The following is a 19625-nucleotide window of genomic DNA, read 5'->3' as shown; positions in this document are numbered from 1 at the left end:
TGAAGATCTCAGGGCTAACGCCCCTGGGTGGCTGTTGGGAATATGCGGATTCTACTAAGATGACAGGGCTACGCCACTGTGGATTGATCGTAGGCTCTGCTACAGGTATTTTTGATTCCTTCCCGCAATGAGGGAGACGATCTCATCCCCTCTTTTTTCTTTGCGTCTTTGCGCCTTTGCGTGAACCCCTTCTGCCGGAAAGACCGGAACGGTAAAGATTTCAAAATAACCGAGAGGCGAAAAACTTTCTAAATCCTCCTTTATATTCCTACCTCACAGCGCTCCCCGGCAAGTAGCCGCTTGATCTCCTCAGGGTCACGGTTTTTCTTGATTTCTTTTTGGTAGGCGGCGTGTTCCTGTTTGAACTTCTTCCGGTAAATAGCCTCCACAAAGCGCCTGATATCCGTTTTGGTTTCCAACTTTAGCGGAGGCACCGTAGTTGGCTTGTCGTCCTCTCCCTTGGCCACCATTGTAAAGTATGAGGTGTTGGTGTGCTTCACCAGCCCGGTTTTTACGTTTTCGGAAATAACCTTGATCCCAATGATCATGGAGCTGTTTCCCACATAGTTGACCGACGCCATCAGGGATACCAGTTCACCCACCTCCACGGGCTGCAAAAAGTCCACCGTGTCCACCGAAACGGTCACACAATAGGCCCCGCTGTGTTTGCTGGCGGTGGCATAGGCTACCTTGTCCATCAGGGACAGTAAAATTCCTCCGTGGATCTTTCCCCCAAAGTTGGCATAAGAAGGGATCATTAACTCCGTAATCGTCACCCGCGAGAAGCTGGAGGGTCGGGCATCTAGTTGTTCCATACTTTCAAATAACGGATAATTTGCGCAATTTTACCCGCATCAAACCTCCAAAACCGATGAAATCGAGCATGACGTAGCCGACACACACTGGAACGACTATCAAACATGCGAGATTCCATCCCGATAAACCGGGACAAGTTGTGACCGCTGAAAAACAATTATAGACACATGAAAAAACTACTGCTTGCTTTTTTGCTTTTCGGCGTTACGCTCTCCGCTTCGGCGCAAACCTCCGACGAAGAAGCGCTCCAGGCCTTGATTCAGGATTCGTTTGACCATATCTGGTCTGAATTGGACGCAGAAAAAATCCCCGATTACTACCTACCTGACTTCCTCTTGCTGGAGCATGGCGAGGTGTGGGACAACGCCTTTATCGCCACCTATTTTGAGGGGGCCAGGACCAGGCCTCAACGGCCTATCCGCACCAACCGCTTTGAATTTATCCGTACGGATGTCCAGGGGGACATGGCGTGGATTGCCTATCACAACTACGCAGACTTTGTCCTCGAAGGACAGGAAACCCGTAAGGCCTACTGGCTGGAAAGTGCCTTGGCCCTAAAGACACCGCAGGGATGGAAACTGAAAATGCTGCACTCTACCCGGGGAAAAATAGACTAGTTGCCTCAGTCTTTTTTTCTCCACTCCATCACCACGTAGTCAAGTCCACCTTTTGTAAAAACCTCCGGGGTACATGCCAATCCGAATTTTTCATAAAATGCCGCCTTGGACCTCCGTGCATTGCACCAAATTCTTACATAGCCTTCCTCCCTTAAGCCACTAAGTACATGGTGCAACAGAAGGGATCCATAGCCATTCCCCTGATGGGCTTTCAGCGTAGCAAACTTGCGGAACTGCGCCTGCTTTCCATTCGTAAAGACCGAAACCACCGACATCACCGTACCATCAAGAAATAAACCCCAGTGGCTACCTTCGCGGTCATCATCTAACCGAACGTAGTCTAGGTCACGGTCCGGCCACATCACCTGATGGCGTATAGACCATACCAAATCCAAGTTAACGGATCCTATGCGTACGTTTTTAGGTAATTTTTTGCTTATTTGCATCTGGCAAAAATAACCAACCGGGCGCAAAATGGGTTTTTTACCTCCCTTCATCTTTCAGTTATTTCTACTACTTACCGCTTCCTTCCCCTCTGCGACGGTCCCCTTGGGCGGAAATGCCTATCAGACCTCGGGCACTATGCTGGAGCCTGTATCAGGGGAGGGGATCAGCAGTTGGAGTCATATCGATACCGAATACGCCATTTACTTTTACTTGGACAAGGGCGTAAAGGTGACGATGGCGCTCAATGCGCAGCCCCAGCAGGCCAGGGCCATCCTTGCCGCCCGGATAGGAGATAAGGAACAGGAATTCACACTTAAGCCAGGACAAACCTCTGTAGACTTGGGTACCTGGGATCTTGGACCGGGTTATCAGTGCCTACACTTGACGGCAGTGGACAGGGAAGGCTCGCACTATGGGCACTTTACCGATCTGCTCATCACAACACAGGAGGAGGTTTCCATACACTATGTAAAAGACAATGAGCAAAACCGATACTATTGGGGGAGAAGGGGTCCATCGGTTCACCTCAGGTATGAGGTGCCGGAAAACCGCTCCTTCAAATGGTTTTACAGCGAGATGACCGTGCCGGAAGGCCAAGATCCGATTGGATCCTATTTTATGGCCAACGGATTTGGAGAGGGTTATTTCGGAATTCAAGTCAACTCCCCTACCGAAAGGCGTATCCTGTTTTCCGTTTGGAGCCCCTACCAGACGGACAATCCCAACGAAATCCCGGAAGACGAGCGCATCCGTATGGTTCGCAAAGGCATAGACGTGTACACAGGGGAATTTGGCAACGAAGGCTCGGGAGGGCAAAGTTACCTGAGGTACCCTTGGAAGGCGGGCGTAACCTACCGCTTTCTCAATTCGGTGGAGCCCGACGGAAAAGGCAATACGGTCTACACGGCCTATTTCTACGACCCGGAAATCGAAGAGTGGTTGTTGATAGCCTCTTTTTCCAGACCCAAAACAGACACCTGGTACAGTCGCCCCCATTCCTTTCTCGAAAACTTCAATCCGCTGTATGGACACGTCGGACGGAAGGTTTTATACCAAAACCAATGGATTGGCGATGAGCATGGCAACTGGCACCCCATCGGCACAGCTACCTTTACGGGAGACGATATCGCGCGGAGAGCCTACCGCCTGGATTTTGCCGGCGGTGCAGAAGGTCAGCGCTTCTTCTTACAAAATGGAGGTTTTTTTCACCCCCATACAGAAATCGGCACCGCACATACCATCCCCCTCCCACTAAATAATCCTCAGGTTTCCATGGAAGCCTTACCCTAAGAATCCAATCATATCCAAAAAGTTATGCAAAAATTCTGCTTCATTTCCCTTCTCATCTTAATCGGTCTAGCCTTTCCATGCCTTGCGCAGCAACAGCCCCCAAATATTGTATTGGTGTACATAGACGATATGGGGTACGGCGACCTAAGCATCACCGGAGCCAACGGTTTCCATACACCCCACTTTGACAGGATGCTACAGGAAGGCGCTTTCTTTTCCCAGTACTATTCACCACAAGCGGTATGTACTGCCTCTAGGGCGGGCATGATGACGGGTACCTATCCCAACCGGATCGGCATGTCCGGGGCATTGGACCACAGCGCGCAGATCGGAATGCATCCAGAAGAGGAAACCATCGCCGACATCCTCAAAGAACGGGGTTATGCCACAGCAGCCTATGGTAAGTGGCACTTAGGACACCACCCGGAGTTTCTTCCAACCCGACAAGGCTTCGATGAATTCTACGGCATCCCCTATTCCAATGACATGTGGCCTAACCACCCCACCAATAAAAATTATTACCCCGAGCTTCCGATGATTGCCGACGAGACCGTGGTGGAGCTCAACCCGGATCAAACCCAGTTTACCACGGTGTTTACAGAAAAGAGCTTGGCCTTTATGGATAAAAACAGGGACAAACCCTTCTTTATCTACCTGGCGCACCCCATGCCCCATGTGCCTTTGTTCGTTTCAGATAAGTTTAAGGGCAAATCCCAACAGGGACTCTACGGAGACGTGATCATGGAGCTGGACTGGAGCATCGGGCAGCTCCGCCAAAAAATTGCCGAACTCGGCTTGGAAGAAAACACCCTATTGATCGTGACCTCAGACAACGGCCCCTGGATCAACTACGGCAATCACGCAGGCAGTACCGGAGGCTTACGGGAAGGAAAGGGGACTTCCTTTGAGGGAGGACAGCGCGTACCCTGCCTGATGGTTTGGAAAGGCGTGGTACCGGAAGGATTGGTGATTAATAAATTAGCCTCATCCATTGATCTATTACCCACCATTGCCTCCCTCACCGGAGCCAAGCTGCCCCAAAAGAGAATAGACGGTGTAGATATTTCGGCGCTTGTAAAAGGAGACCTCTCCCAAACGCCCCGCGATCACTTTCTCTTCTACTACCGAAGAAATAATCTGGAAGCCATCCGCATGGGGGATTGGAAACTTGTACTGCCACACCAAGGTCGAACCTATGAGGGATTCTCGCCCGGCAAAGACGGCCGGCCGGGTACGGTTTACGAAAACTACTTTTTTGAGGGAGGGCTGTACGATCTTAGGAGAGATCCCGGAGAGCGGTACAATGTACGTGCGGATCATCCGGAAATAGAAGCGGAAATCCTAAAGATCGCCGCTGCCGCGCGGGAAGATCTGGGAGACGATCTCAGCGGACATTCGGGAGCTAACCGCCGGGAACCTGGTAGGCGAAACAACTAGATCCAATTAGAAAAAAAAAGCGCTCGGCTTGTTTACCTGAGCGCTTTTTTTATGGTCAGTTCGACTTTTCAAGATATGCTTCGATCTGCTCCATGCTTACCGCCAAGGGCTTAGGGTATTTTTTCACCCAGGCTCGAAACTCGTTTTTGATTGCCTCGTTCCACTGCCCATGGATTTCGCCGGATGGGTATTTGCCCTGCTGTAGCAGGACGCGTTCAAATTCGTCCCGTAAACCCACCAGTTCGGAACTGATCACCAGTTCCTCCACGAGGTAGGCCGGGATAAACACGGTGCCATAATCGTTGGCAAATACTACGTCGCCGGGGAATACGGTCACCTCACCAATGCGTATGGGAGCATTGATGGACGTAGGCGTCATATCGCGGATATAGGAAGGGTCGTGCCCTTTGATCCAGGCGTTGAAGCCATCGGTTTCTTTGAGTTCCTGCATATCCCTTACGGAGCCGTAGAAAACCACGCCCTTGCCGGTTTTGCCATAGATGGCATTTCCGAGGCTGGAACCGATAAGGGTGCCGTCTTTTACTTTGCCATACCCGTCTGCCACGTAGATATCACCGGGAGTCAGGATATCAATGGGCCAGATATTGATACCGCCGCGCTGGGAACGGCCCTCGTCCTTCCCCCAGGCCCTTACCAAGCTGTCCAAATCAGGTCGGGCAGGCATAAATTGGGCCGTCACTGCGCGGCCTACCATGGTTTCGCCCGGCTTGAGGATAATCCAGTCCTTTTCGACTTGGTTTCGAAAGCCTTTACGCATTAAAAATCCCCAGATCTGTTCCAGTGTGGCGCTTTCCAGCCGCTCCAACATAAAATCCGGTACGTGGGGTCGGCCATCGTCAAATCGTTCTCCCTTCCATTGGGAGGTTAGGGCGATCACTTGTTCCTTGGTTTGGCCTACTTGCTGGGCGTGTACGTAAATGGAAACGCCTATAAATAGTAAACAGGCTGATAGATGCTTTAACATAGGTTATCGGGTTTATACCAAAATTTAACATGGTTTATTTTCAAAAATAAGCAATTTGCCGAATGCTTGTACCCATTTTGTGGTAGAAAAAGGTCTTTAAGTTTGCCTCCTAAACAATCGACTACTCAAAAAAAGATTAATCCTTTCAAAAAAAAAGTGTTAAATCACTCGATTAATGAATAAATTATATATTTAATTTGATTTGTATATTTTTTCGATTAACTAAGGACGAATCACGAGAATGCAAAAAAAATTTAGCACGAAAAAAATTTTATATATTACACTATATTTAAAATTAAATTGATTCTAAAAGGATTGTACTGATATATTATTGATTTTAAGTAGGAAGAAATTAGCTATTTACCATATCTAAATGAAACAAGTTAAATAATGTATATTTTTTAAATTTCGAATAGTAGATCCGGTAACATATCTTCTTTGGTAAAAACGCTGAAACGAGGCAACTTGTTTTAAATTAGTCTTAGGTTTGTTAATAATTTATAAATTTTTTCGTAAAGTTACAGTTTAAAATAGCTTTTGTTAGCTAAGTAGTTTAACACGCTAAACCGTATAGCCTATGAGTGATCCCCTTACTTAAAATTACTACGGCCAGAGCCGTGAATTATCAAAACAAATTACATTTATCCAATCAAAATTACCGTTCATACTCGAACATTTAGCACAACTAACTTATGAATAATGAAAAAAATCTACGCCTAATCAATCTGGCGAAAGGGATCGGTCGGTTCCTTTTGGTTCCAGGATTGATCATGACGGCTTGGGGACAGCCCGCAATCGGTGCGGTAGCACCGGCAGACGCTGCAATGACCGAAGCCTTAGAAGCAGACATTACCGTAAAGGGTACGGTATCAGACGACAAAGGCGAACCGCTACCCGGTGTCACCATCACCGTGCAAGGAAGAAATACCGGTACAGTTACGGACATCGATGGGGGATATTCGATCACGGCTCCCGATGACGCCACGTTGGTATTTTCATTTATTGGTTTCAAGACGCAAAATATTGCAATTGGAAACCGGTCTACCATTAACATTACCATGACAGAAGATATCGGTGCATTGGACGAGTTTGTGGTGACTTCTTTTGGTGTGGCCCGTGAGCAGCGTGCGTTGGGATATGCCACTACCACCATCAGCTCAGACGAACTGATAAAAGTAGGTACGCCAAACATCGCTACTGCACTTTATGGTAAAGCACCTGGTGTACGTATCCAAGCGGGTGCAGGTGGGGCGACCTCTGCGGTAAATATCACAGTAAGGGGTATCAACTCCATTACAGGCAGCAGTCAACCATTGATTATTCTGGATGGGGTACCCATTCGAAACGAAGAAGTAACCAATAATAACTACTGGGGTGATCAGCGTCTTAGGGGCAATGGCCTTTTGGACATCAACCCGGAAGATATCGATAACATCTCCATTCTAAAAGGCGCCTCTGCCGCGGCCTTGTATGGATCAGAAGCGGTTAATGGTGTCGTATTGATCACCACCAAGAAGGGCAGCTCAGGTCAGAAGGGGTTCTCTGTAGACTTCAATGCCAACTACTCCGTAGATCAGATAGCGTATATGCCAAGATATCAAAATGTTCGTGGACCGGGTGCACCCAGGCACGTATTTAACCTTGGCCAAAATGAAGAGGGCTTTGTCACCTACGACGACGGTACCACCGGCGTACCTGCTACCAACCTAAACTTCGGTACGCCCTTTGACGGCCGGCCAGTAAGAACGTGGGACGGAAATATCAGGCCTTATAATGCGCAGGTGGATAACTATGCACAGCTATTCAACAATCCTGTCAACTCGCAGGTAAACGTAGCCATCTCCAACTCTACCGATGTGGCAGACTTCAGGCTTTCACTTACCCGTCAGGATAACGAGGGGCTCAGCTTGAATTCGAAAAACAACAAAAACATCATGAACCTGAACTCCACCTTCCGGGTTTCCAAAAAGGTGCGCACAGACTTGATGGTCAACTTTATCAATCAGAATACAGCAAACCGTCCGTATTCAATAGACCGACTGATCAACAACTTTACCGGTATGATGACCCGTTTTGATAATGGTGCATGGTATCTAGATAAGTATCAGACAAGTAGAGGTTATCGCTTTGTAACCGGAAACGGTCAAAGTTTAACCCCTGATGAAAATATCCGTCTGAACGGTTTTCAGGGAGATATCGCTGACTACATGTGGCGGGTTAATAAACATCAAGCTTCCGAAATCAGTAACCGCGTAATCAGTAGTTTGACGAATACAATTGAAATCACCGATGAGTTATCTCTTCGCGCAAGGGTTTCTACGGACTTTACTTATCGGAACTCTGAAAACAGAAATGCTACAGAGCGACCATTGGCATTTGGTCCCTCTGGAGGATTTAGCATGTCAAACGAAACCTTTAATATCCTTTACGGTGATGTTTTGTTAACTTATCGGAAAGACCTTTCTGAAGACATGACCTTCTCCGCTATGGCAGGCTATACCGCCAATAAAGAATCGTTAAGCGCTGTGAGCAGGGGGACCAACGGTGGTTTGAGTACCGAAAACCTATTTGATATCATTGCTTCGGTAAATATTCCCAATAACGGTTCATCTAGGAGGTCACGGGTAATTGATGCAACATTGGGTACCGTAAATTTTGATTATAAAGGCATCTGGTACATAGAGGGCACCGTTCGTAGGGATAGAACCTCTACCATGAACCCCAACAACAATACGTTTGTCTATCCTTCCGTAAATTCAAGTTTTATGATTTCGGATGCGTTTGAACTACCTCAACTGATCGACTTTATGAAGCTTCGTGGTTCTTGGGGTATTGTGGGTAACTATCCGGACATATACAGGGCAAACATTGCCTACAATCAGAACACCTTGGGTGTGCAGCGTCCAGGTGGAGGTTCCGTACTCTTTACCAATATTCCTTGGAGCTTTGGAAACGACGGTATCCGTCCCGAGCAAAAGTACGAGTTTGAGTTTGGGCTCGAAACCAGGATGTTCGGTGGACGTTTGAACTTGGAAGTAAACTACTACAATGCTCAGATCCGAGACCAGATATTACCATTAACGCTACCAGCTACCTCAGGAGCAGGAAGTGTCCTTGCCAATATCGGTACGATGCGCAACAAGGGAGTAGAGTTGTCTTTGAATGGGCAGATCTTTCAAAACTCTACTTTCCAGTGGGGTGCCGGATTGAACATTGCTAGAAACATGAACATCATCGAGCAATTGGCCAATAATGCTACCGAACTCCTGCACGCTGACTACGATGGAAATGCCGCTCAACTTCGTTCCGTAGTGGGACGTCCCATGGGTGACTTCTATGCCCGTCCGGTAGAAACCGATGCGAATGGAAACAAAATCGTTCAGCCAAATGGTCTGTATAAAATTGATCCAAACAACTGGATTCAAGTGGGTAACGCCATGCCAAAAGCTATCGGTGGAGTGTTCAATAATTTGAGCTACAAAAACTTTACATTGGATGTATTGGCAGATTTCCAAATCGGCGGTCACGTAATGCCTACCGGTATCAATTGGATGATCTCGAGAGGCCTGACTGAGGCAAGCTTGAACAACATGAATACCGAACGAGGTGGACTGTCTTATTATGTGAATGCAAATGGACAAGGCGTGCAGGTGCAAACCGGTGCAGCGGCTGGCCCTAACGGCGAAACGGTATACAATGACGGTATGCTGATGGATGGTGTCACCGCAGATGGCAACGCCAACACCAATGTAATTTCACAAGCATTATACTATCAGCGTACGTACAACTGGGGAGGTCCACAGTATAGCCAAGCCAGATATGAGTTGTATATCCAGGAAAATACCTATCTGAAAATGAGAGAACTGTCTCTTGGATACAATATCCCCGCCAGCATTACCTCTAAGCTAGGTGCCAGAAGTATAAACGTATCTGCTTTCGGAAGAAACCTTTTCTTCTTCTACCGAAACATCAAGGACCTTGATCCAGAAGTGCTAACGGGAGGATCTCGATGGACACAAACCCTTACCAGTGCAGGTACCAACCCGGCCACCCGATCCGTTGGGTTGATGCTTAGGGCAAAATTCTAAGCCAGTTTTCACCAGAAAATACGAATATCATGAATATGAAACATATCGCATGGGCATTATTGCTGATTGGGTTTACAGTCAGTTGCCAAATTTCAGATTTCGAGGAAAGTTACGTTAACCCCGCAACGGTTGCGGAAACCTCCATTGAAAAGCAATACACGGGATTTGTCATAGCTAACAGAAACTTTGTGCTTCCCAGCTATAACAATTACTTCATCAGCCTTCGAATTACGGCGAACCGCTTTACCCATTCCATAGGCTGGGTAAATGGCGAAAACCAGTATGTACCCGGTTCTGCGGCCATCAATGACCGTTGGAACAATTATTACCAATTCTTGGCCCAATATCGGGAATTGGAGAAAGTCTATAATGGCCTCAGCGCGCAGCAGCAAACCGACTACCGGCTTTACATGATTACTGCAGCTACCTACCTGTACGATCATACCCAGAAAATCGTTGATTTGCACGGGGATATTCCTTGGTCCAAGGCTGGCATGCTAAGTACTAATGGCGGAAATTTCGGGATTTCCTATCCCGAATACGACACGGCAGAATCCATCTACACCAAGATGTTGGATGACTTGGCAGGTTTTGCGGATGAGCTTCGCACACTGAATGTAAACCCCGGTATCAAAGTTGGTTTCGATACCCAAGATTTGATTAATAGAGGGGATATCGATCAGTGGCTACGGTATATCAATTCCCTGCGTATCCGTATGCTGACTAGGGTGAGCGGAACATCCACCTTCGGTGCCCGGGCTAATACAGAGATCGCTGCCATATTGTCCAATCCAGGAAGCTACCCAATCGTATCCAGCAATGAATACAACATCAATTTCCGAATTCATACCCTCGGAACCTTGATCGGCGCTACTTCTTTCCAAAGTGGTTTGGAAGACTGGAACGGGAACATCGCGGGTAAATACATGCTTGATCACATGCTTGAAAATGGTGACCCGAGGTTGACTTACCTTTTTGAACCTGGAATCGAAGCAGAAGGTACGTTTATCTCCATGGATCCACTGGAAAACCAAAGCGTTCAGACGGAGTTGGTGGCTACCAATACATTGGCGATCTACAACCGATCTACCACCAGTAGAAACCAGTATTTCCCAGGGGTTTTGATAAACTCTGCTCAGGTACACTTGATGCTTGCAGAGTACTTCACCAAGCAAAACCAAAATGCACAGGCAAAAAGCCATTATGAAACTGCAATCAGGGAATCACTTGGGTACTATCAAGATCTGAGAAGCCTCTCTAACAACGCCATATCTCCGGATCCTGCCATGGTAGACGAAACACACGTGGCTGCCTACCTTGTGGCCCCTGAGGTTGCATGGGATGCAGCAGCTAGCACAGATGCCCGTATGCAATTAATCGCACGCCAAAAATGGTTGCACTTCAACGTGATTCAGCCATTTGAAAACTGGGCTGAAATGCGTCGGGTAGATGTACTCAATCTACCATTTTGGGAAGATCAGTCCAATCAGCAGCGCTTCCCACCTGCACGTTGGATCTATCCGGATTCCGAGCAAACTTACAACCCGGAAAATTATGCCAGGGTACAGCCAACGGATAACCTGACCACCAGAATTTTCTGGGACGTAGACTAATTCGTTTAGATGACAAGCAAGTTAAAAGGGGGGCCAATAGGAGCCCCCTTTTTCTTTTAGCAATGAATCAGCCGTTTGCGTAGAAAAAATGCCAACGTGGAACAAATAGGAATATTTAACCCCTCATTTTCCCCTAGAATTCCAAACAACACTGTACCTCCTTTACCGCTTCCGCCCTATCAGCAGGCTCGAAAATCTACCTCCTCCTGCTAATACAACAGCCCAAATAACCATAGAGGCACGCTCCGATTGCTCCCCCCTTTGATATCAAGTGCCAAAAAGGATTGGGGGATTCCTTGGAGCTGATCGGTGGTCTTGGAAGCGCCGCCTACCTCAAATACATACGCATCATCGACCATAAAGTCCCCAAACTTCGGCGCCGTCACCGAATGGACAGCACTCAGTTGATTGAGGAAAAAGGTTTCACGGACACTGCCTATATTTGCCATGGTTGGCGAAAAGAGATAAATAAAGTTAGGGTTTTGCATATAAATCTTCTCTGGCTTCTGAAGGTAGCTTATTCCTTTGGTTGACGATCGTAACAGTAGGAGAATCTGCGCCTGATCCAGTATATCAAGCAACCTTAACACCGTGTTCCGAGGGGTTTCCAGCTTTAAGGCCAATTTCTGGATGTTGGGGATAAACGGGACACTTTCGCTCAACACGAAAAGCAGCTTTTTCAGTGTACGGGTGGTGGAATGTTGCAGTTCCTCAAATGGCGCAATATCCGTATCTATGACCAATTGGATGGTCTCCTGTAATTTTTGGTGGTAATCATTTTTTGATTCCAAAAAGTAAGGGAAATAGCCATATCTCAGGTAATTCGGGAAATCTGTATCAAAATTAAAGGTATCCAACAGCTCAGGACCCAATACGTGATGTTTGTTTAAAACCTCTTCCAAACGAAGGGTTGGCAGATCAATATTCTTCTGAAAGTTAAGGTATTCCCTAAAAGACAAACCATGTAGCCGATAGACCGATGCTCTTCTGGATAGGTCGGCCTTTCCCTTTGAAACATCGAGAATAGAAGATCCTGTCGCAACTACCTGAATATCTTCATAATCATCATATAGCTGCTTGAGATCTTTTGACCACCACCCGTATCGGTGAACCTCATCCAATAGAAAAACACGGTATCCAAGCTCATAGAGAGATGCCACAGATTCCACCAATCGGTGTGTTTCGAAATAAAAATCATCAAGACTTACGTAAATGCCCTTTCGCTGAATAGAAGAAAGATACTGCAATAGAAGGGTTGTTTTGCCCGACCCTCTATAGCCAAGTAGAATTATCAGCTTTTGGTCCCAATCAATTTTTTCATATAAGTACCGCCTTTTTCTCTCTTTAACAGATCTGGCTTTACGCTCGGATTTTCTAATCAGACCTTCCATGAAATAGTTACTTTAAAAAGCAAATATATATAATAGTTTTTACAAAAAGCATTTTGATCAAATAGTTTTTGAGGAAAGCAAAATTATTGGACACTTAAAGCAAAGGGGTTATAGTCAATATGAAGGAGATGAGTTTGTAAACGGCAATAGTGAGTCTGAATAAAAGGTCTCCGTTGGAGTCCGTTAGCAAGATAGGTTTAGGTCAGGGCTGCCATTTGAAAGACAAAGTTAGTCTCTAAATTGCAAAACTTCCGCCATTGCAAATGGCCCAAAGTAAGTTGTAGCTTTTCCAATAGGACGAAATAGAAGGTTGAAGTTACAAACTTCACCCAGGGTGGTATATCTATAGCAAAAAAAGGATCTCTGTCGCACCCTTGGTGCTTGCAGGGATTGGGATGACCTAATAGCATAGCCCTAACAGGCCATGCTACTGATTGCCGCACCGTTGGTGCTTTATTCGAGGTAGCTGCATCCTACATAAGCTTGTAAACAATGTCAGTGCCCATCGCACCATTCTTACCAAGTTTATTATCAGCACCAAAGGTGCAACATCATTAGCCTTGGGCATCGCCCAAGGAAGAACGCGAATACGCCACCCAAGCGCCAAAGGCGCGGCATCCTTTGCAATGGAAAATCAGTAGTGGGCAGCACTGCCAAGCGAAGCCCATAGGTATTATCTAAGACCTCTTAAGAGCTGCATACCATCCTACCTGTATACTATTTAAACAATTCCATCATGCCAATGATAAATCAATTATCTTTCGCACTTTATCATAACATTTTTTATTCTCATTTATATTTTTTATCTTAACTGTTATTAACTAATTATCCAAGAATAAAATGAAAAAATTTATTCTCCTATCTCTTACCATTCTCGTTATTTTCCAATTTGGATGTGTTTCTGAGGATGAACAACCAATTCAGGAAATCGAAAATACAGCGTTCTTCAGACCCTCAGGCAAATTGGCTTTCACATACAGCCATAGAAATGCCCATGAATATTTAAGTGTTGCGGAGCACCTGTATGATTCGGAAGGTGCTAAGGCTAAAACAATACTGAATAATGAACTTTTGGGACGAACAATAGCAACATACTATGTTTACAATGAACTGGACAGTCTTCATTGGGAGAGGAGGTATAACATTACCGGTGACCAACGAGTTTTCAATCTTGCCTACGAACGGGTCTTTGACCCCCAAAACCGGCCAATAGAACTCCGTGCTCACCTAGCGGATGATACCGAGAGATGGGTATACCGAAACCATTTCGACGATAACAACAGGTTGGTAAATAGAGAAATGCCTAACGGGGAGCGTGAGGTATATACTTATCTGGACAACGGCAGGATAGCCACCATAAGGATACAATACAACAACAGCGACCTTTCCATTGGACACCTATACCGCTACGATGACAAAAACCGCCTGATCGCAAAGGAATACTTTGTCATCCGGGGTGACAGCATCCCCGAAAGCGGGGAGGGAAACATCGAGGAGTTTGATTATGATGAGCAGAACCGACTGGTGGAGAGTAGATATTACGATCCAAATTTTGGGTTTGTGTTACAGGGCAGGATTACGTATGAATACTATTGATTTATCTTCTCAAGCAAAAAAAGGCTGCCTGTGTCTTCGAAGATACAAGCAGCCTTTTTTTAGTATAACGCAAAGTTGCCCAGGAAATAGGATCTTCAGGGATTCTATCAAAAGAAACGCATAAGGCAAGAAACTCCCGAATTAAAATGGTGATTTGTCATCTGGTCTACAGTTATCCCACTGTGCGGTACCGCAAGGACCTCTATGAATTAAACAGACGGCCGAGATATTAGTGGGATAGATTGTCGCACCTTTGGTACTTGCGGGGATTGGGATGAACTATTGGCATAGCCCTAACAGGCCATGCTACTGATTGCCGCACCGTTGGTGCTTTAGTGAAGGTGGCCGCATGATTCCATGGCCCTGTTGGCTATTTTAGTACCCCTCGCACCCTTGGTACCAAGTTTATTATCAGCACCAAAGGTGCAACATCATTAGCCTTGGGCAACGCCGAAGGAAGAACGCGAATACGCCACCCAAGCGCCAAAGGCGCGGCATCCTCTGCAATGGAAAATCAGTAGGGCGCAGCACTGCCAAGCGAAGCCCATAGGTATTTTCCAAGACCCTTTACGAGCTGCATACCATCCTACCTGTATACTATTTAAACAATTCCACCGTGCCAATGACAAATTAATTATCATTTGAATTTTTTCATAACATTTTTTATTTTAGTTTATATTTTTTAATTTAACAGTTATTGTCTAGCTGTTCAAGAATAAAATGAAAAAATTTATTCTCCTATCTCTCACCATACTCGTTATTTTTCAATTTGGATGTGTCACCGATGACCAACCGATTGAGGTAATAGAGGAATCAGAGAATGAACTATTTTATACGCCAGAGGGAAAGCTTGCTTTCTCCTATGTTTATGGTGGAACAAGCAGTACGGAAAGCGGCAAAACCGAATACCTGTATGACAGTGATTCCCGGCTAACCAAATTGCTTTCAGAAACCCACGTTATTGGCCAGGTTTTTAATTCAGCCACCAGATATGAATATAACGAACTTGACTGCCTGGTGTGGGATAAGAAATACAACTTAATAGACGAGGAGCCGGTTTTCAATATTGCCTACGAACGTATCTTTGATCCTGAAACCAGGCAGACAGAAGTTCGGGCCCATCGTGCGGATGGTACCGAGAGATGGGTATACCGAAACCTTTTTGACGATCGGCATAGGCTGGTAAAAAGGGAAATGCAGGGAGGGGAATGGGAAGTCTATACCTATATGGCCGACGGAAAAACTGCTACCATGCGGCAGCAGTTTACCAACAGCGACCTTTCCATTGGACACCTATACCGCTACGATGATAACCACCGCCTGATCGCAAAGGAATACTTTGTCATCCGGGGTGCCAGCATCCCGGAAAGTGGCGAGGGAAATATTGAGGAGTTTGATTATGATGAGCAAAACCGACTGGTGGAGAGTAGATATTACGATCCAAATTTTGGGTTTGTGCTGCAGGGAAGGATTACATATGAATACTATTGATGTATCTTCTCACGCAAAAAAAGCCGGCCTGTGTCTCCAAAAATGCAGGCCGACTTTTTCTGTTAGGATACAGCAGTGGAATTTTGAATTTACCGTCCAAAACTCAGACAATGACTTTCCTACAAAACTCCAAACACCGCTGTACCTCTTTAACAGCATCCGACCCTTCGGGAACCTGGTATTCCAGCTCAATAGAAGCCGGAAACCTGTACTTATTTGCCCGCATGGCCTGGAAAATTGCGGGTAGAGGAGTGTCTCCTTCGCCCCAAGCCAGATTTCCCTTTCCGTTGGCGGGTGTCTGACGGTCTTTGATGTGCATGCTGTAGATGCGTTTGTGGTGCTTGGCGATTAGCTCCATCATATCGGCATGCCCTGCTGCCACGTAATGGCCAGCGTCAAAATTCAGCCCGTTTCGCGCACTTTGTGCCAATGCAGTGTCCCAAAAGGTAAACGTCTGCTGCTCGTGGCCGTGATATCCCACGGACATTTTATATTGCTCGCCCAACCTGCCCAACCGCTGTGTGTGGGCATCATTTGAAGGATGCTCCAGGGTAACATGGGATGCACCCAGTGCTTTGGCTGCCTTCATTCCATAGGCAATGTCCGCATCTGAATTATTCTGTCCAAAGGCACTTGGCTTAAACGCATAGATACTGACACCAGCATCCTTGTACAGTTTGCGCAACTGCTCAAACTTGCGGTAATCCACCTTTTCCCGCCACTCAGATACCACCTTCGCATAGGCTTCGGCTTCCTGTTGCATTTCTTGGAGTTCCTTGGTCTCGTCCGCCGTCAATGTTTCGCCTCTCCGCTGCTTCCCACCCAGCTGCCCCATACGCGTGCGGTTTATCGTAGATGATGGCAAACCGGCAAAGGACTCCGCCGGGCCACCCATCAGCTCTATGGCACTGATGCCGGAGTCGGTTACATACTTGAGCGTGGCCTCTGCACTTTGGTCAGGCATAGACCGATAGGAATAGGTGATGCAACCAATCTGTACGCCGTTGATGCGGGAATTGGGTTTGTTGTAATGGGAGATGATAGCGGGTGCACTTTGCAGCCAGGTAGGTGCTAGCGCCAATCCGGCACCCCCTATGGCTGACTTTAGCAAAAAAGATCTTCTTGAATTCATAACCGTTGCGTTGAGTGTATGGGAAAGATAGCCATCCTGCAGGAAATTTGGGTAAACTTATCGGAATTTCCCAACAAAAAAAGGCCACCCAAACGGGCGGCCCTTCCTGTGGTAGTTAGAAATCCTTTTATTTCTTGTACACCAGATCAAAACGATCCAGGTGCATTACTTTGGTCCAAGCCTTTACGAAGTCCTGTACAAAACGCTCTGAATTATCAGACTGAGCGTATACCTCGGCAAGTGCGCGAAGCTCGGAGTTTGATCCGAAGATCAGATCTGCCCTGGTAGCTGTATACTTCAGCGCGCCACTTTTGCGATCCCGTCCCTCAAATGCCTCGCCAGAGCTGTCTGTTGGCTTCCAAACGGTAGCCATGTCCAACAGGTTTACAAAGAAATCGTTGGTCAGCTGGTCTTTCTTGTCGGTGAATATACCGTGCTTCGAACCGTCATAGTTGGTGTCGAGTGCTCTCATACCGCCTACCAATACGGTCATTTCCGGAGCGGTCAACGTCAGCAACTGCGCCTTGTCTACCAGTAGTTCTTCGGTAGAAATGGTATATTTGGTCTTCAGGTAATTGCGGAATCCATCAGCCATGGGCTCCAGCAGTTCAAAGGAAGCTACGTCTGTCTGCTCAGCGGTGGCGTCCATGCGTCCGGGAATAAAGGGCACGTTGACCTGATGCCCTGCATTGGCAGCAGCTTTCTCTACACCCACGTTACCGGCCAAGACAATCAGGTCGGCAAGGGAAACCTTGGTTGCTCCGGCATTGGCATTGAAGTCGCTTTGGATTTTTTCAAGTGTGGACAATACCTTGTTCAATTGAGTCGGATTATTGACTTCCCAGTTACGTTGAGGTGCCAATCTTATTCTGGCGCCGTTCGCTCCGCCTCTACGGTCTGAACCTCGGTAGGTAGAGGCAGAAGCCCAAGCGGTAGATACCAACTCGGAAATGCTCAAACCGGAACCGGATATGGCCGCCTTCAACTTATCAACATCCTGCGCATTCACCAACGGATGGTTTACCGCAGGGATAGGATCCTGCCACAGTAGATCCACGGTAGGTGCCTCAGGACCCAAGTACGTGGTCTTTGGTCCCATATCCCGGTGGGTCAGTTTAAACCAAGCCTTGGCAAAGGCCTCGTCAAAGGCCTCCGGATTTTCGTAGAAATGACGGGAGATCTTCTCGTATACTGGATCATATCTCATGGACAAATCCGTAGTCAACATGGTAGGCTTATGCTTCTTTTCCGAATCAAACGCATCGGGATACAATACTTCCGGATTTTTGGCAACCCACTGATGTGCACCTGCGGGACTCTTAGTCAGTTCCCACTCATGCTCGAACAAGCTTTTGAAAAATCCCTGACTCCACTCATTAGGAGTAAGCGTCCAGATCACCTCGAGACCGGAAGTGATGGCGTCGGGTCCTTTACCAGATTTGTAGGTACTGGTCCATCCGAGACCTTGCTCCTCGATTGCGGCAGCTTCCGGCTCAGGGCCTACGTGGCTGGCAGGTCCCGCACCGTGGGTCTTGCCCAGCGTATGTCCACCCGCAATCAGCGCCACCGTTTCTTCATCGTTCATGCCCATACGGCCGAAGGTCTCACGGATATCATGTGCAGCCAAAACAGGGTCGGGATTACCGTTAGGCCCTTCGGGATTCACGTAGATCAGCCCCATTTGTACTGCCGCCAGCGGATTTTCCAATTCGCGATCGCCAGAATAACGCTCATCGGCAAGCCATTCTTTTTCTTTACCCCAGTATACATCCAACTCTGGTTCCCAGACGTCTTCCCTACCCCCGGCAAACCCAAAGGTCTTGAATCCGGTAGATTCCAATGCCACGTTTCCAGTCAGGACCATCAGATCCGCCCAAGAAATTTGGTTGCCATATTTTTGTTTGATGGGCCAAAGGAGTCTCCTTGCCTTATCCAAATTGGCGTTATCCGGCCAACTGTTCAACGGCGCAAAACGCTGCTGACCCGCACGGGAACCGCCACGGCCGTCACCGGTGCGATAGGTACCAGCACTGTGCCAAGCCATACGGATAAAAAGCCCTCCATAATGTCCATAATCTGCCGGCCACCAATCCTGAGACTCGGTCATTAGCGTTCGAATATCGTTTTTTAAGGCTTCATAATCCAGCTTTTTGAATTCCTCGATGTAGTTAAAATCAGCTCCCAATGGATTGGACACCGGATTGTTTTGGCGCAGAATACTTAGGTTTAACTGATTGGGCCACCACTCTACGTTTCCGGTAGCTTTGGCGGCACTGGGGCTCTTTTTCTTCGTTGCACCGGACCAACCGTCTACTGCTGGCCTTTCTTGGGCTAGCACCGTCCATACCGATCCGCTTAGTATGGCCAATAATAAAATTAACTTCCGCATATAGTGTATAGTTGTTGATTTAGACGAAATGAACACCCAAATATAGCATCTATTGAACAATACTTTCGATTGATATTTTCTATAGTTCATTGACTGACTAAATTCTTAGAGGCCTGGCATAACCTTAAAACACTGTCAATGTATTGTTTATACCTAAAAACATCGACACAAAAAGTGCCAATAGATCCGAGTAATTTACCGAGGTTAGTGGACACACCATTGCCTTACCTAGACTTCCACCTATTTCGAGCCTTCGGGAAATAAAGGAATCCCCTTCCACCGAGCTCCGCATGGAACCACCTGATGATAGCAGCAGGTGATGTAAGCAGGTTG

At 46.9% G+C, this 19625-nt stretch carries 13 protein-coding genes; 7 read left to right on the top strand and 6 right to left on the bottom strand.

Annotated features, from left to right (window positions below; translation table 11 throughout):
• Positions 1-260: 260 nt before the first annotated feature.
• A complete protein-coding gene (locus IAQ59_RS13080) occupies positions 261-815 on the bottom strand; it encodes an acyl-CoA thioesterase (protein ID WP_209331260.1) in 555 nt (184 codons plus the stop codon).
• A 168-nt stretch (positions 816-983) separates the two neighbouring features.
• Between IAQ59_RS13080 and IAQ59_RS13075 the strand changes: the two genes are divergently transcribed.
• Positions 984-1433: a DUF4440 domain-containing protein gene (locus tag IAQ59_RS13075; protein WP_209331259.1), complete on the top strand. Its 450-nt coding sequence runs from the start codon at positions 984-986 to the stop codon at positions 1431-1433.
• Between the two features lie 5 nt (positions 1434-1438).
• Here IAQ59_RS13075 and IAQ59_RS13070 read toward each other — a convergent pair whose 3' ends face one another.
• A complete protein-coding gene (locus IAQ59_RS13070) occupies positions 1439-1879 on the bottom strand; it encodes a GNAT family N-acetyltransferase (protein WP_209331258.1) in 441 nt (146 codons plus the stop codon).
• A 28-nt stretch (positions 1880-1907) separates the two neighbouring features.
• On the opposite strand from IAQ59_RS13070, the gene IAQ59_RS13065 reads away from it, so the two are divergent.
• A complete protein-coding gene (locus IAQ59_RS13065; protein ID WP_209331257.1) occupies positions 1908-3170 on the top strand; it encodes a DUF3472 domain-containing protein in 1263 nt (420 codons plus the stop codon).
• A gap of 24 nt (positions 3171-3194) precedes the next feature.
• Positions 3195-4607: a sulfatase family protein gene (locus IAQ59_RS13060; RefSeq protein ID WP_209331256.1), complete on the top strand. Its 1413-nt coding sequence runs from the start codon at positions 3195-3197 to the stop codon at positions 4605-4607.
• Positions 4608-4662: 55 nt separating this feature from the next.
• On the opposite strand, the gene IAQ59_RS13055 is transcribed toward IAQ59_RS13060, so the two are convergent.
• Positions 4663-5592 carry an RraA family protein gene (locus IAQ59_RS13055; protein WP_209331255.1) on the bottom strand — a complete coding sequence of 310 codons (930 nt, stop codon included), beginning with the start codon at positions 5590-5592 and terminating at the stop codon, positions 4663-4665.
• A 692-nt stretch (positions 5593-6284) separates the two neighbouring features.
• Here IAQ59_RS13055 and IAQ59_RS13050 point away from each other — a divergent pair.
• Both IAQ59_RS13050 and IAQ59_RS13045 read left to right on the top strand, forming a co-directional pair.
• Complete coding sequence (locus IAQ59_RS13050) at positions 6285-9680, top strand: SusC/RagA family TonB-linked outer membrane protein (protein WP_209331254.1); 3396 nt, start codon at positions 6285-6287, stop codon at positions 9678-9680.
• A 29-nt stretch (positions 9681-9709) separates the two neighbouring features.
• Positions 9710-11293: a SusD/RagB family nutrient-binding outer membrane lipoprotein gene (locus IAQ59_RS13045; RefSeq protein ID WP_209331253.1), complete on the top strand. Its 1584-nt coding sequence runs from the start codon at positions 9710-9712 to the stop codon at positions 11291-11293.
• Positions 11294-11502: 209 nt separating this feature from the next.
• On the opposite strand, the gene IAQ59_RS13040 is transcribed toward IAQ59_RS13045, so the two are convergent.
• Entirely contained in the window at positions 11503-12684 is a 1182-nt protein-coding gene (locus tag IAQ59_RS13040; protein WP_209331252.1) for an ATP-binding protein, read from the bottom strand.
• Positions 12685-13524: 840 nt separating this feature from the next.
• Here IAQ59_RS13040 and IAQ59_RS13035 point away from each other — a divergent pair.
• Both IAQ59_RS13035 and IAQ59_RS13030 read left to right on the top strand, forming a co-directional pair.
• The gene (locus tag IAQ59_RS13035; RefSeq protein WP_209331251.1) at positions 13525-14280 is read left to right on the top strand and encodes a hypothetical protein; all 756 of its coding nucleotides are present in this window, start codon (positions 13525-13527) and stop codon (positions 14278-14280) included.
• A 720-nt stretch (positions 14281-15000) separates the two neighbouring features.
• Complete coding sequence (locus tag IAQ59_RS13030; RefSeq protein WP_209331250.1) at positions 15001-15771, top strand: hypothetical protein; 771 nt, start codon at positions 15001-15003, stop codon at positions 15769-15771.
• 103 nt (positions 15772-15874) lie between these two features.
• Here the strand turns inward: IAQ59_RS13030 and IAQ59_RS13025 are convergent, their stop codons facing one another.
• Positions 15875-16903 (bottom strand): sugar phosphate isomerase/epimerase family protein, encoded by a 1029-nt coding sequence (locus tag IAQ59_RS13025; protein WP_209331249.1) that lies wholly within the window; start codon positions 16901-16903, stop codon positions 15875-15877.
• A 127-nt stretch (positions 16904-17030) separates the two neighbouring features.
• A complete protein-coding gene (katG, locus tag IAQ59_RS13020; RefSeq protein WP_209331248.1) occupies positions 17031-19292 on the bottom strand; it encodes a catalase/peroxidase HPI in 2262 nt (753 codons plus the stop codon).
• Between the last annotated feature and the right edge of the window lie 333 nt (positions 19293-19625).

It is taken from the genome of Lunatimonas salinarum, assembly GCF_017811155.1.
GTDB lineage: Bacteria > Bacteroidota > Bacteroidia > Cytophagales > Cyclobacteriaceae > Lunatimonas > Lunatimonas salinarum.
Note: the sequence above shows the minus strand (reverse complement) of the source record. Positions and strands in the feature narration are given on the sequence as shown.

Coding starts and splice junctions, on each gene's coding strand:
- IAQ59_RS13080 (WP_209331260.1), bottom strand. CDS start 815: ATGGAACAACTAGATGCCCGACCCTCCAGCTTCTCGCGGGTGACGATT.
- IAQ59_RS13075 (WP_209331259.1), top strand. CDS start 984: ATGAAAAAACTACTGCTTGCTTTTTTGCTTTTCGGCGTTACGCTCTCC.
- IAQ59_RS13070 (WP_209331258.1), bottom strand. CDS start 1,879: ATGCAAATAAGCAAAAAATTACCTAAAAACGTACGCATAGGATCCGTT.
- IAQ59_RS13065 (WP_209331257.1), top strand. CDS start 1,908: ATGGGTTTTTTACCTCCCTTCATCTTTCAGTTATTTCTACTACTTACC.
- IAQ59_RS13060 (WP_209331256.1), top strand. CDS start 3,195: ATGCAAAAATTCTGCTTCATTTCCCTTCTCATCTTAATCGGTCTAGCC.
- IAQ59_RS13055 (WP_209331255.1), bottom strand. CDS start 5,592: ATGTTAAAGCATCTATCAGCCTGTTTACTATTTATAGGCGTTTCCATT.
- IAQ59_RS13050 (WP_209331254.1), top strand. CDS start 6,285: ATGAATAATGAAAAAAATCTACGCCTAATCAATCTGGCGAAAGGGATC.
- IAQ59_RS13045 (WP_209331253.1), top strand. CDS start 9,710: ATGAATATGAAACATATCGCATGGGCATTATTGCTGATTGGGTTTACA.
- IAQ59_RS13040 (WP_209331252.1), bottom strand. CDS start 12,684: ATGGAAGGTCTGATTAGAAAATCCGAGCGTAAAGCCAGATCTGTTAAA.
- IAQ59_RS13035 (WP_209331251.1), top strand. CDS start 13,525: ATGAAAAAATTTATTCTCCTATCTCTTACCATTCTCGTTATTTTCCAA.
- IAQ59_RS13030 (WP_209331250.1), top strand. CDS start 15,001: ATGAAAAAATTTATTCTCCTATCTCTCACCATACTCGTTATTTTTCAA.
- IAQ59_RS13025 (WP_209331249.1), bottom strand. CDS start 16,903: ATGAATTCAAGAAGATCTTTTTTGCTAAAGTCAGCCATAGGGGGTGCC.
- katG (WP_209331248.1), bottom strand. CDS start 19,292: ATGCGGAAGTTAATTTTATTATTGGCCATACTAAGCGGATCGGTATGG.